The sequence below is a fragment of the Brevibacillus massiliensis genome (assembly GCF_000311785.1).
GTDB classification, from domain to species: domain Bacteria; phylum Bacillota; class Bacilli; order Brevibacillales; family Brevibacillaceae; genus Brevibacillus_C; species Brevibacillus_C massiliensis.
Window position 1 is genome coordinate 284,252 of sequence record NZ_HE978535.1, and the last position, 16,316, is coordinate 300,567.

The window sequence follows — 16,316 nt, forward strand, 5'->3', positions numbered from 1 at the left end:
CATAATGTAGAATAAACCGGTTTTCCGGGCGATTCTCACCCCCTTTTTCATTGGCATCATACTTGCTAGCTTACTTGATGAAAAGTACAAAATGAAAAGGGTGATGAGATTGGAACGGAAGACGACAGCAGAAGCGTTACAATTGGCGTATGAGGTGTTGGGATTTATCCAGAGCGAGACGCTGACGGTAGAGCAGAAGAAGCAGATCGTCTCAGACTCGATTGAGAATTTCAGCAATTACGTCACGAAGGCGATCCTCGCCCATCGCAAGTCGGTTTCACACGACTTTTCCGTGGTGGAATGGGAAGACGAAGCGGCAGTCTTTCGCGACACGATGGGTGACGAGTACATCGATTGCCTGGGTGGTTACGGCGTCTACCTGCTCGGCCACCGCCACCCCAAGGTGGTGCAGGCTGTCTCCGCCCAGCTGAAGCGGTACGCCTTGCACAGCCAGGAGATGGTCGACCCCCTGCGCGGCTATCTGTCCAAGCTGGTAGCGTACATCACTCCGGGCGATTTGCAGCACTCCTACCTGGTCAACTGCGGTACGGAGGCCAACGAAATGGCGTTGAAGCTGGCCCGGCTGGCAACCGGCAAAAAGTACTTTATATCGATGGAAAAGGGCTTCCACGGCAAGACGATGGGATCGCTGTCCGCTTCCAGCAAACCGGCCTTCCGCCAGCCGTACCTGCCGCTCGTCCCGGGGTTCCAGCACGTGCCGTTCGGCGATGCCGACGCGGTCGAACAGGCGATTCGCATGCTGATCAACACGGGCGAGACGGTCGCCGGCGTCATCGTGGAACCTATCCAGGGAGAAGGCGGAGTGAATATCCCGCCGGATGATTACCTGCCGCGACTGCGCCAAATCTGTGACAAGTACGAATGTCTATTGATCGTCGATGAGATTCAGACCGGAATGGGACGGACCGGAACGCTGTTCGGGGTCGACCATTGGGATGTCGTGCCGGACATCATGACGCTCGGCAAGGCTTTTGGCGGCGGTGTGATGCCGATCGCCGCGATGGTGGCGAAGCGCAAATGGTGGAGCAAGATGGAGGAAAATCCCTTCCTGCTGGGCTCCTCTACCTTTGGCGGCAACCCCCTCTGCTGTGCCGGTGCGATTGCCGGGATCCATGCGATTTTGGAGGAGAACATCCCGCAGATGGCGAAGGAGAAGGGGGATTACATCCTGAAACACCTGGAGGACATTCAGTCACGCCACCCCGACGTCCTCGTCGACGTCCGCGGCAAAGGGCTTTTAATCGGCATGGAGTTTGCCGACAACAGCCTTGGCTACACGCTGGCGAAACAGCTCTTCGGCAAGAAGATTCTCGTTGGCGGCACCCTGAACAACGCGACAGTGATTCGGATCGAACCGCCGGCCGTGATCTCCTACGAGCAGATCGATTACGTCCTGGCGTGCATCGAGGAAGGCATCGCCCAGCTGTCCCGGGAAGGCAAGGTTGCGCGCTAAAAAAGCGAAACGAACTTTCGGAGGAACCTTTCCCTTTTTTGTGGAAGGGTTCCGGTTTTTGTCAAAGCAGTGCTTGCCGCCAAAAATGTCGGAGCTGTCCGAAACGCCAACCGCTCCCGGGTCGTCATAATGGAGGAAATAACCAGTTGGAAGGTGAAGCGTTTTGAGACATCAGTACCGCAAGCTGGCTGTCTGGCTTGCTGCCGCCGTCATCCCCCTTGGCATTTGCGCTGATTCGGGACTGATCCGGGACAATGCCGCAAAGGCACAGAGCGTCTCTTCCCAGGATGAGGCAGAAGCTGTCTCTGTGATCAGCAGGGCACGGCTCGAATATCAGGACGAACAAACTTTTTCACAAGCGACCCTGACACTGCTCAAGAAACAGCAGGATCGCGTTCTGCCGCTCGCGCGGGAGGGGCTGTCGCTTACAAATCTGAGCGTGCCGGACGGGAATTCGCCGGACTATTGGAATCATTGGAACGAATGGGGCTTTTGGCTGAAAATCTCGCATGTCCTCCGCGATGACCGCCTGCTGGATGATCTCTTGGCCTGGATCAAAGAACCCCGCCCGATTCCTCAGCCCTTCGGCCTGGCAATCGCGATCGACGAGATACTGCCGGCCGGTCAGGAACAGAAGCTGGTCTCTTTGATGGACCAGGCAGATGCGGAGGGCATGACCGTTATATTGGACGTGCTGGAGCGGCGCGGGAAGGTCACCGCCGATCAGCTTGCGGCCTGGACACAGCGGCTTCGCGGGCGCGCGCAGATGGCCGGGATTATCGATCATCTGGATGAAGAAAAGGATTGGAGCGTGCTGACTGGCATGTACGAGCATGCCGAGCTTCCGGTGGAGATGCAGCGCCGGATTGTAAGAAAACTGTCAGGCTTTCCTACCAGTGATAAAAAACAGAAGGAATGGCTGCGGAAGGTTGCCAAGACGACACGAGATCATGTGATCCAGCAGCAGATCGATATGCTGCAGGTCCGCGAATCAGGGGATCGCGAGGCCGCCAAACGGCTCTATGAAAGCGGCCTGGCGCACGGCTTCGCGCTTCCTGTTCACGGTACGGTGGAAAAGTTTCTGCTGAAGCTCTATCCTGACGGCCGACTGGCGAAGGGAATCAAGCAGTACGAGGCGGTTCGGGGACGGGCCTACTTTTACGAAGACAATGAGGACAGATGGTACAACTCGGAAGGGAAGGACTTTGACGATCCCAAGCAAGGTGTCGAAGGCTGGCTCGCCTTTCTCAAAGCGTACCCGCTCCATCCCGCTGCTGACGACGCGGCGTATCGGTTGGCTCGCTGCTATCAACTGCTGGGCCAATACGATCAGGCGCTGTACTGGTTCGACCAGGCGACCCGGATGGGCGATCACGACATCGGCTACGATGCCGAGGGACTGTTTCTGTACGTGCTCGACGTGGAGCTGACCAGCAAGGGGCTTGCCGGACTTGACACAGGCAGTCTGCCCGCCTGGGCGAAGCCCTGGATCGAGTATACATATGCGGTAGAACTGCTGCGGGACGGTGAGTACGCCCGGGGAGCGGATGCTCTCAAACGGTTTATCGGCGACTACGACGGGAAAGATCTCTTCCGCGATGCGTTCCCGGGGGATGCAAATGGATGGGGGGATTACGATACCTCCATGAAGGGAGACAGGCAAAGCTACTATCCGTTTTGGCCGGCGCTCAAGCAACAGCTGGCTCAGGCCAAACAGCTGGCTGGACTGCAGCGCGAGGCGGCCCAAGCTTCAGGGCCGGACAAGGCAGCGAAGCAGTACGCGCTGGCCGCGGCGATCTACCATCAGCCCCTGACCTACTACAATCACCTGTGGCGGGGCGAGCGGCAGAGCTTCTTCTACATTGGCCAGATCAAGTACATGGGCTACGATCCGTCGCTTCGTGCGTACATCGCCCGGTTTAACCATCTCGTGCAGGCGCTCAAGCTGTTTGAACAGATCGACACCGCTTCCGCTGCCCCGGAAGTGGCGGCAAAGACGCTGTTTTCCCGGGCGCTTGGCTACAGCAAGCTGATTGATTACGGAGATGAAGTGTCATTCTACGAGACGCGCACCCACCTGGGGGAACAGGCGATCGAGGCAGCAAAAAAACTGCTGGACGAATACCCGCAGTCGTCCCTTGCCGATGAGGCGATGCTGATCATCTACACCTACACGGTTGAACCGTCCTGGTTGGAAGAACTGCTCAGGAGATATCCCGAGAGCGATCAGGCGGCGAAGGCAAAGCAGCTCTTGGCACAGCGAAAGCAGCAGCAGGCCGAGTCAAACGGCTACAGATACGATCCGCTGCTTGCATACCTCCCCCGCCAGCCATTGAACCCTGGCAGCGATCAGCTGCCGGCAGCCGTGAAAGCGTGGATCCGGCAGCACGACGGGCAGGAGTACCATGGAACGATGGAGGAAGGGGATTGGCTGTACGTGCTGGTTGCGGCGGGGGCGGGCCAGAAGGTGACGGCGCTTTCGGCCTATACGGACGCTGACGGGACACACCTGGACTACACGATCGATTCGGCTTTGTCACAGATGGCGGGAAAACGCCAATGGCTGATTCGCATCCCGCTGCGCTTCATTCAAACCAATTCTATCGGGTGGAATGTATAAAGTTGATGGATGGCCCAGATCGTCCGGGTTATGGCGGAGAGATACAGGGCGGACGTAGGACCTTGGAAAGCGTATTTGGGCATATTGAAACAGAAAGGATAACCGGCACAAGCTGCACTTTCCGAGGTCTGGCATTGCGAAAGGAAAACGAGGCTGTTCTCTCGTGCGGGCTGCACGAGCGGACAGCTTTGCTCTTTTCAGGAAGCAAATACTTGCCAAAACAAGGGAAACAGGGTATAGTTAAGTACATTATTACATTGTATGTACATTTGTGCAAGGCGGGTGATCAAGGCTCGGATGACGGACATGAAAACAGAAAAAAACAGGCTTCTTGTAAAAATATGCAAGCTCTATTACGAGGATGGATGTAATCAACAGGAGATTGCGGAGCGCATTGGCATCTCCCGCCCTCACGTCAGCCGAATGCTGGCGGCTGCCAAAGCAGAGGGAATCGTCCAGATATCGATTAAGAATCCGTATTCCGCCGAACAGCAAATGGAGCAATTGCTGGTTGATACCTTTGGCATTCAGGACGTCGTTGTGGTTGACACCCCCCCAGATGAACAGAAGCTGTATGTGCAGCTGGGGAGAACGACCGCGGTCCTGCTGGAATCGATCCTCAAGGACAACGATATCGTAGGCGTTATGGCCGGTCGGACGATCGCCGCCATCGGTGACGAACTGGAGTTTTTCAGCAAAAACAACCTGCAATTTGTGCCGCTGGTGGGCGGCTGGGGTTCGGAGGGGGCGCCATGGCATGCCAACTCCAACACGATGGCGATCGCGGGCAAGTTGAAGTCCAAGTACTGGCTGCTGCATGCGCCAGCCGTTGTCTCCAATGAGGAAACCGGGGTGCTGCTGAGGAGCGAACCGGGAATCAGCAAGGTTCTCCATTTGGCCAAATCCTGTCAGGTTGCGGTGGTAGGCATCGGGGACGTCTCTGAGCGGTCGACGATCGCAGAGGCAGGTCATTTCAGCGGCGAAGATCTGGAGAGCGTGAAGGGGACAGGAGCTGCCGCCACCTTATGCGCCTCGTTCCTCGATGCCGACGGGAGGACGATTGACCACCCTGTAAAAAAGCGGATGATCGGGCTGACAGCCGAAGAACTGCGCGGCATCCCCAAGGTGATTGCGGTGGCAGGTGGCCGCGATAAGGCAGCGGCGATTGCGGCGGTGCTCCGCGGCAAATGGGTCGACGTTCTCGTCACGGATTTGGCTACGGCACAGGCCGTATTCGCATTTCATCGAAATACCGCCGCAAAGAAAGGATGAGAAGAGTGAGCACAAACGGATATTACGGCAATTACGGGGGCACGTACATCCCGGAAATTTTGTACCCGGCCTTTCAGGAATTAAACCGCGAATTCGAAAAGATCAAAAACGACTCCGCATTTTGGAGTGAGTACTGCGACATCCTGGCCAATTTTTCCGGCCGGCCGACGCCGTTGACGTACGCCGACAGGCTGACAGAGCACTTTGGCCGGGCGAAGATCTACATCAAACGGGAAGATTTGAATCACTCCGGCGCCCATAAACTCAACAACGCGCTGGGGCAGGGGCTGCTCGCCAAGCGGATGAACAAGACGCGGGTGATTGCGGAGACCGGCGCCGGGCAGCATGGCGTTGCCACTGCAATCGTGGCGGCAAAATTGGGGCTTAAGGCGACGATTTACATGGGCCGCGAGGATGTGGAACGACAGTACGCCAACGTGTTCTGGATGAAGCGGTTCGGGGCCGAAGTCGTCCCGGTCGAGTACGGGACCCGCACGCTCAAAGACGCCATCAACGAGGCACTGCGAGACTGGGTGTCCAGCTTCGAAACGACCCACTACCTCTTGGGAACAGCTTCGGGCGCCCATCCGTTCCCGGCGATCGTCGCGTTTTTCCAGTCGATCATCGGCATCGAGGCGAAGGAACAGATCCTGCGCCTGGAAGGCAGGCTGCCAAAGAGCGTATACGCCTGCGTCGGCGGCGGATCAAATGCCCTGGGCGTTTTCCAGGCGTTCCTGCCCGACACGGAGGTGGAACTGGTCGGAGTGGAAGCGGGCGGCAAAGGGCCGGACTCGGGAAAACATGCGGCCCGCATTGCGTACGGGACCGGAAAAGCGGGGGTCGCACAAGGTTACAAGACGCTGTTTCTGCAGGATGAGGACGGACAGATGCGCGACACCTACAGCATTGCCGCCGGACTAGATTACACCGGCGTCTCGCCGATTTTGGCCGACTTGTCCGAACAGGGCCGGGTGCGGTTTGAAGCGGCGACCGACGATGAAGTGACCCAGGCTCTTGAGCTGGTGATGCGCAAGGAAGGCATGATACCGGCGCTGGAATCCACCCATGCCTTTGCCGGGGCATTCAAGGATATGGGCGGTACCTCGAAATCCGACATCATCCTGATCAATATGTCTGGACGGGGAGATAAAGACATTTTTAACATAGCGGAGGGATTGAAAGATGACGAGTGGACAGCCTTTATCGAGCGCAAACAGAAACAGTATGAGCAGTCTCGCTGACGAGATCGTCGCAAAGCGCGGGCAGAAACGAATTTTGCTGATGACCCACCAAATCCTGGGCTACCCAGACTTCGAGACGAATTACGAGATGATTCGCCTGTTTGCCGAATGCGGCGTCGATCTGGTGGAACTGCAGCTGCCTTTTTCCGAGCCGATTGCCGACGGCCCTGTGTTCCTGAAGGCCAACCAGGAAGCGTTGAATCGGGGAACGACTGTAGAACAGTGCCTGGACTTCGCCCGCCGGGTCACCGAGGAATTTCCGCTGTCTTTTATTTTCATGACCTACTACAACATCTTGTACCAGTACGGCGTCGAGCGTTTTGTTGAAACGGCTCGGTCGATTGGCATTCGCGGCTTGATCGTGCCGGACGCCTATCCGGAAGAAAGCCCGGAGTACCTGACTGCCTGCAAAAAGCACGGGGTGGAGCCGATCCTGCTCGCCACGCCTTACACGCCGGAGGAGCGTTTGCAGTATCTGTCGAATGAGACGGGGGGACTTTTGTACTGCGTGGCGAGGAAGGGCGTCACTGGCGCCAAGACGGAATTTGACCAAGCGACGACTGACTTTTTGTCCCGCTGCCGCCGCCACGCTGCCACGCCGATCGGCGTAGGCTTCGGCATCCAGCACAGCGAGGACGTGGAGTACCTGGCGGGAAAAAGCGATGTCGCGATCATCGGCAGCCAGCTGCTCAAACTGCTGGAAGCGGAAGGGCTTGCCGGGGTGAGAAAGTTCTTGTTGGAGCTAAAGGCTGTAACAGAGGGAAGATAGGGATGAGGACGCGGGAGTTTATGGCCCGCGTTTTCTTTTGCGTAAAGGTAACAGACTATTCCCTATTTTCAGTCCTGTAATGATATAATCATCCTGAGAAGTGCGCTTTGTCCAAAACGAGGCAAACAAAGGGGCGATTGAGGATGGATTTTGAAACAGCTTTTGCACAGGCCAAGCGGGACTATCTGCTTAGAACAAGCTCGTCTCAGAAGGTGTTTGAAAAGGCCGGACAGGTGATGCCCGGAGGTGATACGCGGACGACTGCCTTTTACAAACCCTACCCGCTATCGATCAGCCGGGCGGAAGGGCCGACCCTGTATGACGCTGACGGGAATGCGTACACGGATTTCCTGAACAACTATACATCGATGATACACGGGCACGCCCATCCCGCCATCGCAAAAAACGTGCAGGCGGCGCTCGCTCTTGGAACCGCTTACGCTGCGGTCATTCCCGAGCAGCTGCAGTTGGCCGGCATGATCTGCGAGCGGGTACCGGGAATCGAGATGCTCCGATTTTGCAACTCCGGAACGGAGGCAACGATGTTTGCCGTCCGGGCCGCCCGCGCTTTTACGGGCCGTTCGGCGATCATCAAAATGGAAGGGGGTTATCATGGAACACACGAGACGGTCGAGTTTTCCATCGCTCCGCCGCACCGGCCGGGACTCCCGCCAGCCCCTTTGGTGCCGGTGCCAGCTTCGCCCGGAATCTCCGTCAATGTGTCTCGGGATGTGTACATTGCTCCGTTCAACAATCTGGACGCGATCGAAAGCATTTTGCGAACGAAAGCGAACGAAATTGCCGCCATTCTCGTGGAACCGGTCATGGGAGTAGCCGGAGTAATCCCTCCGCAGCCGGGATATCTGGCCGGACTGCGCCAATTGGCAGACCGATATGGGGTGCTCTTGATCTTCGATGAGGTACAGACTTTGCGCCTTGGTCGGGGCGGAGCGCAAGGATTGTATCAGGTGACGCCCGACCTGACCGCCCTGGCCAAGATTATCGGCGGAGGCTTTCCCGTGGGGGCATTTGGCGGCCGCGCGGAGATCATGGCGCTGTTCGACCCGTCCCAGCCGAGAGCCGTCTCACATGGCGGAACCTTTAACGGAAACCGGGTCACCATGGCTGCCGGGATTGCTGCCTTGGAAATGCTGGACGAAGCGGCCATCGCCCAATTGGACGCAATGGCGGCGGAGCTGGAGGCGCGGATGATCCGCAGCATCCGGCAAGCGGCTGTTCCTGTTTCCATTACCCGGGCCGGTTCCTTGCTGAACGTCCACTTTACCGAGCGGCCGCCGACCGATTACGCATCTACGTACAGCCCGCGCCAGCAGCTGGCCGGATTGGTTCACCTGGAACTGCTCAATCGGGGCATCTTCACGGCGCCGCGGGGCATGTGGAACCTGTCGACGGTGATGAGCCAAGACCATCTCGCGAAGGCCGCAGACGCTTTTGCCGACGTCATGCAGATCGTGGCCAGACTTGTTTAGGGAGTGCCGCCGGGTCTGATCAGGCGGGCAGACAGAAGAAAGCAGCCATGGGTGTGTTCCCCGGCTGCTGTTTTTTTCGTGCGTTTCCTACTGCGTGCTTTTTACCTCGGACCAGATACGGTCGTACAATTTGATCGCATCTCCGACATCTTTTACGCCTTCCACGCGGCTCATTTCTTCCGCTGGCGGGTAGATGGCGATATTGTCCAGGACCTCTTTGGGGATCAGCTTGCGGGCCTCACCGTTGGGATTGATGTACGGGAAGGATTCGGAGATTTCGGCGCTGATCTCCGGCTCCAGGATAAAATTGATGAAGGCTTCCGCCGTCTTTTTGTGCTTGGCGCCTTTGGGTATGACGAAGTTGTCCATCGTGATCATCAGTCCTTCTTTTGGCAAAGCAGTTTTGATCTGCGGTTTTTCCCGCTGGGCGAGTGCGATCTCCGGCCCCCAGACGAGGGCGATGTTTACCTCGCCGTTGATCAGGAGTGTTTTTGGACTGTCACTGTCAAATGCCTTCACATTGGGCATCAGCTTCAGCATTTTCTCCTTGGCTTCTTCCAGGTGAGCAGGGTCGGTATCGTTGCCTGGATACCCGAGCGTTTTCAGCACGATGCCAATGATGAACCGCTGATCGTCCACCAAGACGATTTGCCGTTTGAACTCCGGTTTCCACAGGTCGTCGTAACTGGTGATTTCGCTTGTGATCTTGTCTGGATTGTAGCCGATCGAGACCGTATTGCCCATGTAGGGAACGGAGTACCTGTTGCCGGGGTCGAAATCCTTGTTGATAAAATCCGGCAGGTAATTCTTGAAGTTGGGAATGTTGTTCAAATCGATCGGTTCGATCATGTCCTGTTTGACCATCGACTCGATGAAGTAATCGCTGGCGACCGACAGATCGAACACACCGCCGCCGGCAGACAGTTTGGCCAGCATCTCTTCATTGGACGAGAACATGCTGTAATTCACTTTTACGCCGTACTTTTCTTCAAACTTTTTGATCACCGACTCCGGCAGATACTCCGACCAGTTGAAGACGTTCAACTCTTTGTCCAGGCCGGATTCGGTCTGTCCGGAGCCGCTTGATTCAGAACTGCAGCCCGCCGCGGTCAAGGCCAAGGAAACGACTGTGGAGACGATGATTGACATCCATCCTCTTTTCATTTGTAGACCTCCCTTTTTCTCTTTACACATTCTTGTTCATTCGCAAGCGTTCGGCGATGATTACGACGATCAAGGTGACGATCAGCATCAGCGTGGAGAGTGCGTTGATCTCCGGGGTAACGCCAAACTTGATCATCGAGAAGATCTTCAGCGGAAGCGTGGTGCTGCCGGGACCGGCGACGAAAAAACTGATGATCACATCGTCGATCGACAGGGTGAAGGCGAGCAGGGCGCCGGCCACGACTCCCGGTGCGATGACGGGGAGAGTAACCTTGACAAACGTCTGCCAGGGGGTGGCCCCGAGATCCATCGCCGCTTCTTCCAGACTTCGGTCGAAGCCGTCCAGCCGGGCTCTGACCACGACGACGATGTACGGAATGGAGAAGGTGATATGGGCGGCGATCAGCGTAAAGTAGCCCAAGGGGATTTTGATTTGAGAAAACAGAGCGAGCAGGGAGATCCCCATGACGATTTCCGGAATGACCAGCGGCAGGTAGAGCATCGAATCGAGGGCCGTCTTGCCGCGAAATTTGTACCGGTACATGCCGACGGCGGCCAGCGTGCCGATCACGGTGGCAGCGATGGTGCTCATGAGGGCGACCACCAGCGTCGTCTTGGCTGCCTCCAGCACTTCTCCGTTTTGGAACAGCCTGACGTACCAATCGAAGGTAAAACCCGTCCAGACAGCATTGAGCTTGGACTGGTTGAACGAGTAGGTGATCAGGATCGCGATCGGCGCATAGAGAAACAGATAGATCAGAAAAGCATAGAAAAGCGCTGCCTTTCGGCCAAGAGAGAGGCGCATTTACAGCAGCTCCTTTCCTTGTTTGTCATTGGTGGTGCGCATGTAGGCGACGATGCAGAGCAGGGTGAGCGCCATCAGGATGATCGAAACGGCCGAACCAAACGGCCAGTCGCGGGCGGTCAAAAACTGGTTCTTGATCAGGTTTCCGATCAGCACGGACTTGCTGCCGCCCATCAGGTCGGGAATGAAAAACAAGCCGAGCGAGGGGACGAACACCAGCAGGGAGCCGGCGACAATCCCCGGGGTTGTCAGCGGAAACGTAATCTTCCAGAAGGCTTGCCAGGGCTTCGCGCCCAGATCGGCGGCTGCCTCCAGATACGATTTGTCCAGCTTTTCGATCGAAGCGTACAAGGGCAGCACCATGAACGGCAGCATCGTGTAGACCAGGCCGACCAGCACGGCAAAGTTGTTGTACAAGAGGGTCAGCGGCTGCTCGAAGATACCGGCATTGATCAAGAGCGTGTTGATCACGCCTTCCGTACGCAGCAGGAGAATCCAGGCATAGGTGCGAATCAGCGAATTTGTCCAGAACGGAATGATGATGAGAAAAAGCAAAATATTGCGGTATCTCTGCGGAGACCGGGCGATGATATAGGCAAACGGGTAGCCGAACACCAGGCAGAGCAGGGTCGTTGCCAGTGAGAGCAAGCAGGAAACCCAAAGGATTTTTATGTAGAGGCTGTCAAAAAAACGTGTGTAATTCTCTATGGTAAGCGGCATCTCTATGCCGCCGAATGAACTGCGGGTAAAAAAGCTGACGAGCAGGATCAGCAGTAGCGGGATGAGAAAAAAGCAGGTCATCCACAGGGTTACAGGCGACAGCGTCCACCATTTGGCCCAATCCCTTGGCTGGCGCTGCTTAGGCTGCGATTGCAAGCCTGTTTCGGCGGTGGTCGGCAGGGTTTCCATTTTCATGCAGTCAACACCACCGAGTGAGCGGGATTCCAGGTGACGAACAGTTCATCTCCTGCGGACACAGGCAGCAGTTGGTCTGTATTCTCGTGAGCCACCAGTTGTTTTCCGCTGTGTGTGGCGACGACTGTTTTGGTCGTCACGCCGGTGTAGATGCGTTCCACCAGCTTGACTGGCAGATGGTTGACGGCAGAATCAGCGGCTGCGGGAGGCTCAAGGGAAAGGAGGGCCTTCTCGGGACGGATCGCCACCGTCACATCTTGCAGCTCCCGGACCGCAATGCCGGCGGGGGCGACCAGGGCGCTTCCGTCGCTCTCGATCACCAATCGGGATTGTCCGATCTCTTTTACCGTGCCGGTGAGCAGATTCGTCTCGCCGATAAATTCTGCGACAAACCTGCTGACAGGCCGGTCGTAGACATCAGCCGGCGTCCCGATCTGTTCAAGCTTGCCGCCGTTCATCACGGCAATGCGGTCTGACATCGTCAGGGCTTCTTCCTGGTCGTGGGTGACGAAGATAAAGGTGATGCCAAGCTGCTGCTGCAGGTGTTTTAATTCAACCTGCATCTGTTTGCGCAGCCTCAGGTCCAGCGCGCCCAGCGGTTCGTCGAGGAGCAGCACTTTGGGATTGTTGACCAGGGCGCGTGCGATCGCTACCCGCTGTTTCTGACCGCCGCTCAGTTGATCCGGTTTGCGACCGGAAAACTCTTCGAGCTGCACCAGCTTTAGCGCGTCTCTTACGCGTTTTTCGATCTCGCTTTTGGCGATCTTCTTCAAGCGCAGGCCGAAAGCGACATTTTCAAAGGTGGTGAGGTGTGGAAACAAGGCGTAGTTTTGAAAAACGGTATTTAGATTTCGCTGGTAGGCGGGCCGGTGCTGCACGATTTCACCGTCCAGCAGGATCTCGCCCGATGTAGGCAGCTCAAATCCGGCGATCATCCGCAGGGTCGTCGTTTTACCGCAGCCGCTGGGACCGAGCAGCGTCATGAATTCGCCTTGTTGAATCTCTAGCGATAATTGATCCACAACTGTATTCTGGTCGTATTGTTTGGTGATCTGCCTCAACTCGACCATGCAATTTGTCAAATTGGATCCCCTCCCGGTGTCTTGTTTTCTAACCACCTGCATATAGCAAGAATGGTGCCATTGTCATGAGCCGTAATGAAGACCGAATACCCATACATATTTCCCAATAGTTGGAATATTCAATCGGACAGAAGGGTCAGATCTGGAAAAATTGTCTCGTATCTCCTGATTTTCGTGTCCTGATCATTCTTAATATTTAGAACTATTTCTCGCTTTTGAGAAGCTTATAGGATTCCAGTTTCCGGTATAACGTGGCCAGACCGATGTCCAGCTTCTCGGCGATCAGCCGCTTCGCTTCCAAGGAATCCCCGTACCGTTCGAGATACTCCTGGATGATCAGCTGCTCGTGCCGTTTCAGCAGGTCTTTTAGTGAATGGGCTTCTTCGGGGGAATTGTCCGGGAGCGGGGCGTACACTGCATTCGTGATCCGCGGCGGAATCGCCTCCACGCCGATAAAGGGACTGCTTGCCATGTTGACTGCATACTCGATCGCGTTTTCCAGTTCCCGCACATTGCCGGGCCAATGGTACTTCATGAAGATGTGCCGCACTTCCGGCGAGTAATCCAAGAGTTCGTGGTCCGTGTTCTGCCGGTGCTTCGCCAAAAAGTATTCCATCAAAAGCGGAATGTCCTCGACTCGATCGCGCAGCGGCGGCATGTGCAGAGGAATGACGTTTAAACGGAAGTAGAGGTCTTCGCGAAATTCTCTTGTCGCGACCATTTCTTCCAGGTTCTTATTGGTGGCAGAGATCACCCGGATGTCTATCGGGATCACCTGATTGGAGCCGATCCGTTCCACTTGTTTTGCCTGCAAGACGTGGAGCAGTTTTACTTGCAGGTGAAGGGGAAGGTCGCCGATCTCATCGAGGAAGATCGTTCCCCCGTCGGCCAGCTCAAATTTTCCCGCTTTTCCTTCCCGCCTCGCCCCGGTAAATGCCCCGCCGGCGTAGCCAAACAGCTCGCTCTCCAGGAGCGCTTCGGGGATCGCCCCGCAATTGACGAGAATAAATGGACCGGAGCGGCGGCTGCTCGCAGAGTGGATCGCGGCGGCGAGCATACTCTTCCCCGTGCCGCTTTCACCGGTGATCAGGATGTTGGAAGCCCCTCTCGCTACTTGTTCCGCCTGTTTTTTTACCAGTGCCAGTGCGCGGCTCTGTCCGTATATCTCGGAAAAATACAGGTCTTTCGGCTCATTGGTCAGCACGTAGGCGAGGCGGCGCATGTCTGCCATCCGGCGGAAAGTGGCGACCGCTCCAATGACTGCTTCATTTGCCAGGATGGGGCGGGCGGTGACGATGAAGTGCATGTCGCGGCCGTCTGTCTGGTAACGTTCTTCCTGTTCGATGTAGCCTTTGCCGGTAGACAGCACCGAAAGCATCGGCGATGCGGGCCAGATCTGTTCGAGCGGTCTGGCGATCAGCTCCGCTCGTTTCAGCCCGATGAGCTGTTCTGCGGTTTGATTGCAGGTGCTGATCACTCCTTTTTCGTCGATGGCGATGATCCCTTCGTGAATGGATTGGATCAGCACCTCCAACTGGTGGGTTGCTTTTTGCCAGTTTTGCAAGGCGGCCTGCTCGGCAATCTTGCTGGTCAAAAGTTCGGACATGCGCTGAAGAAAGGTGAGGAAGGGCATTTTGTTCACAATCAAGGAGCGGTGTTGGGACTCGTCGAAGGCGACCAACCCGATCACGCCGATTACTCTGCCGCCGTAGTGGATCGGGCAGCAAAGTTCGGCCAGCTCCGGCGTCTGTCCGGTCAGCACGGACGGGTCGTAAGACGGGTCGTTGCGGGCGTCTTCGACAAAATAAGGCTGGTTGTTGCGGATCACTCGACCGTAAAGGAACCCGGCTTCGACCTGGCCGCCTTCCTCCTTTGAATCGATCTGCTCCTTGTACATTCCGGTTCCGGCGATGATCGTCATCCCTTCATCGACGATTTCTGTCTCAATCTGCAAGGCGGCCGAGATCGCCTCAGCCACCTGCTGGGCGGTCTGCTGAATCCCTTTTAACAAGCTCAAGTTTTCACACCTCCGCTGAAACTTGGTTTCCCAAAACCGGGAATCCTTCATTTCTCTTAAAGCTAACATAGAATTGGTATATTTTGAAGATTCGAATTACGATTTGTGAGAAGGGAGTTGTGCTGCGGCAGAGAAATACTTGTGCAGGTAAAAGACAAGAAGTCGGAATGGGTGATCCAGATGAATCGAACGGATCGAATGCTGGCGATCCTGCTGGAGCTGCAGCGCGGCGGGAATTTTCGCAAGCGGGATCTCCAGACAGCCGCAGCCGCAGCCGTTCTGCGGAATGCCATTTTGGAGGGGAGAACCGTTTCCTTCTCCTATCAAAAACAAGGGTGCGGCGAGGAGACAAAATCAATCAGACGGCAGGTCGATCCCTACGGGTTGGTCATTATCTCCGGCATCTGGTATCTGGTGGCCTTTTGCCGGCTGAGAGGGAGCATCCGCCATTTTCGCCTGGATCGGATGGCCCGGCTGCAGCTGGAGGCGGAGCTGTTTGAAAGACCGGCTGATTTCGACCTTCACGCCTACGAACCGCAGGATGACAGGAATGTTTCCGTCCGCGTATTATTTGACCATTCTGTCAGCGAGAGTCTGATCGAGACTCGCTACTTCTACCTCGATCACTGCGAAATGACGGAAGCGGGCCTGCTGGCGGTTCTTCGCGTCCGGCAGCCGGAAGAGGTGCTTTCCTGGCTGCTTGGCTGGGGCAGCAAGGCAAGGGTGCTGGAACCGGCTTCGCTGCGTGTGAAAATCCAACAAGAAGCGCGAGCGATGCTGCAAAAGTAAAGGAAGACGCTTGTCCGCAACTGACATAAGGGTGTCAGCAGCGCCCTGTTATCGTAAGGGCATGATCTTGGCAGAGAGGTCAAAAAACGATTGTGGAGGTCTTCAAAAGATGAAAACCAAAGAGATGCTGCAGCAATTTGAAAGTTTGGCCCATTACTACCTGGAGGAGATGGATCACTATACCCTCGAGGAGTTTACGCGCAAACCGGCCGCCGATGAATGGTCGCTCGGCCAGATGTACAATCATCTGCATGATGCCGCCCTTCACATGCAGCTTGCCGCCGTAAGAAAATGCGCGGAGGGGTCCGCAGCAACAGGAGAGAAGACAGACATCGGCAAGCAGATCTTTGCCGCGGGACAATTCCCGCCAGTGAGAATAAAAGTGCCGGCTTCTCCCGATTACACACCCGCCAACCCGACTGATCTGGAAAGCGTGAGAGAGCAGTTTCGCCTGCTGATCGAAACGATGAGGGAGGTTGAACTGACCCTGTCGCGAATCTCCGATGACGCCAAGGTGGAGCATCCCCGCTTTGGCTTTCTGAATGCAACGGAATGGTTCCAGGTTGTCTGCATGCACTTTCAGCACCACCTGCGGCAGAAGGAGAGGCTGGACCAAATGATCCGCTCCGGCAAGTGACCCGCGTGCACGCAAGGCTTCGGCCTTGGGTGCTTTTTTTT

Annotated in this window: 13 protein-coding genes and 1 pseudogene; 9 read left to right on the plus strand and 5 right to left on the minus strand. The window is 56.2% G+C overall.

The window, feature by feature from the left end:
• Positions 1-103: 103 nt before the first annotated feature.
• From HGBM_RS01465 to HGBM_RS26195, 7 genes and pseudogenes are all read left to right on the plus strand, one after another.
• Positions 104-1,474, plus strand: coding sequence for a putrescine aminotransferase (locus HGBM_RS01465; RefSeq protein WP_245552847.1), 1,371 nt, complete (start codon positions 104-106; stop codon positions 1,472-1,474).
• Between the two features lie 163 nt (positions 1,475-1,637).
• Complete coding sequence (locus HGBM_RS01470) at positions 1,638-4,094, plus strand: hypothetical protein (protein ID WP_019119331.1); 2,457 nt, start codon at positions 1,638-1,640, stop codon at positions 4,092-4,094.
• Between the two features lie 9 nt (positions 4,095-4,103).
• Positions 4,104-4,196, plus strand: a pseudogene (locus HGBM_RS31430) (DinB family protein); the annotation flags it as partial.
• A 204-nt stretch (positions 4,197-4,400) separates the two neighbouring features.
• On the plus strand, positions 4,401-5,366 hold the full coding sequence (locus HGBM_RS01475) for a sugar-binding transcriptional regulator (RefSeq protein ID WP_245552848.1): 966 nt from the start codon (positions 4,401-4,403) through the stop codon (positions 5,364-5,366).
• Positions 5,363-6,607: a tryptophan synthase subunit beta gene (gene trpB, locus HGBM_RS01480; protein ID WP_035286193.1), complete on the plus strand. Its 1,245-nt coding sequence runs from the start codon at positions 5,363-5,365 to the stop codon at positions 6,605-6,607. Before HGBM_RS01475 ends, trpB begins: the two co-directional genes overlap by 4 nt.
• Entirely contained in the window at positions 6,591-7,376 is a 786-nt protein-coding gene (trpA, locus tag HGBM_RS01485; RefSeq protein ID WP_019119334.1) for a tryptophan synthase subunit alpha, read from the plus strand. The genes trpB and trpA overlap by 17 nt, the downstream gene beginning before the upstream one ends.
• Before the next feature lie 143 nt (positions 7,377-7,519).
• Positions 7,520-8,866 (plus strand): aspartate aminotransferase family protein, encoded by a 1,347-nt coding sequence (locus tag HGBM_RS26195; protein ID WP_019119335.1) that lies wholly within the window; start codon positions 7,520-7,522, stop codon positions 8,864-8,866.
• Positions 8,867-8,953: 87 nt separating this feature from the next.
• Here the strand turns inward: HGBM_RS26195 and HGBM_RS01495 are convergent, their stop codons facing one another.
• The 5 genes from HGBM_RS01495 to HGBM_RS01515 form a co-directional block, all read right to left on the minus strand.
• A complete protein-coding gene (locus HGBM_RS01495) occupies positions 8,954-10,030 on the minus strand; it encodes an ABC transporter substrate-binding protein (protein ID WP_019119336.1) in 1,077 nt (358 codons plus the stop codon).
• A 22-nt stretch (positions 10,031-10,052) separates the two neighbouring features.
• A complete protein-coding gene (locus HGBM_RS01500) occupies positions 10,053-10,835 on the minus strand; it encodes an ABC transporter permease (protein WP_019119337.1) in 783 nt (260 codons plus the stop codon).
• A complete protein-coding gene (locus tag HGBM_RS01505; RefSeq protein WP_245552869.1) occupies positions 10,836-11,636 on the minus strand; it encodes an ABC transporter permease in 801 nt (266 codons plus the stop codon).
• A 110-nt stretch (positions 11,637-11,746) separates the two neighbouring features.
• The gene (locus HGBM_RS01510) at positions 11,747-12,832 is read right to left on the minus strand and encodes an ABC transporter ATP-binding protein (protein WP_019119339.1); all 1,086 of its coding nucleotides are present in this window, start codon (positions 12,830-12,832) and stop codon (positions 11,747-11,749) included.
• A 202-nt stretch (positions 12,833-13,034) separates the two neighbouring features.
• Positions 13,035-14,849 carry a sigma-54-dependent Fis family transcriptional regulator gene (locus HGBM_RS01515; protein WP_035286274.1) on the minus strand — a complete coding sequence of 605 codons (1,815 nt, stop codon included), beginning with the start codon at positions 14,847-14,849 and terminating at the stop codon, positions 13,035-13,037.
• A gap of 141 nt (positions 14,850-14,990) precedes the next feature.
• On the opposite strand from HGBM_RS01515, the gene HGBM_RS26200 reads away from it, so the two are divergent.
• On the plus strand, positions 14,991-15,638 hold the full coding sequence (locus HGBM_RS26200; protein ID WP_019119341.1) for a WYL domain-containing protein: 648 nt from the start codon (positions 14,991-14,993) through the stop codon (positions 15,636-15,638).
• Positions 15,639-15,747: 109 nt separating this feature from the next.
• Positions 15,748-16,275 (plus strand): DinB family protein, encoded by a 528-nt coding sequence (locus tag HGBM_RS01525; protein WP_019119342.1) that lies wholly within the window; start codon positions 15,748-15,750, stop codon positions 16,273-16,275.
• Positions 16,276-16,316 lie beyond the last annotated feature (41 nt).

Bases quoted from the DNA above. Each gene is read 5' to 3' on its own strand.
- HGBM_RS01465 (WP_245552847.1), top strand. From the start codon at position 104: ATGAGATTGGAACGGAAGACGACAGCAGAAGCGTTACAATTGGCGTAT.
- HGBM_RS26195 (WP_019119335.1), top strand. From the start codon at position 7,520: ATGGATTTTGAAACAGCTTTTGCACAGGCCAAGCGGGACTATCTGCTT.
- HGBM_RS01505 (WP_245552869.1), bottom strand. From the start codon at position 11,636: ATGACCTGCTTTTTTCTCATCCCGCTACTGCTGATCCTGCTCGTCAGC.
- trpA (WP_019119334.1), top strand. From the start codon at position 6,591: ATGAGCAGTCTCGCTGACGAGATCGTCGCAAAGCGCGGGCAGAAACGA.
- HGBM_RS01495 (WP_019119336.1), bottom strand. From the start codon at position 10,030: ATGAAAAGAGGATGGATGTCAATCATCGTCTCCACAGTCGTTTCCTTG.
- HGBM_RS01500 (WP_019119337.1), bottom strand. From the start codon at position 10,835: ATGCGCCTCTCTCTTGGCCGAAAGGCAGCGCTTTTCTATGCTTTTCTG.
- HGBM_RS01525 (WP_019119342.1), top strand. From the start codon at position 15,748: ATGAAAACCAAAGAGATGCTGCAGCAATTTGAAAGTTTGGCCCATTAC.
- HGBM_RS01475 (WP_245552848.1), top strand. From the start codon at position 4,401: ATGAAAACAGAAAAAAACAGGCTTCTTGTAAAAATATGCAAGCTCTAT.
- trpB (WP_035286193.1), top strand. From the start codon at position 5,363: ATGAGAAGAGTGAGCACAAACGGATATTACGGCAATTACGGGGGCACG.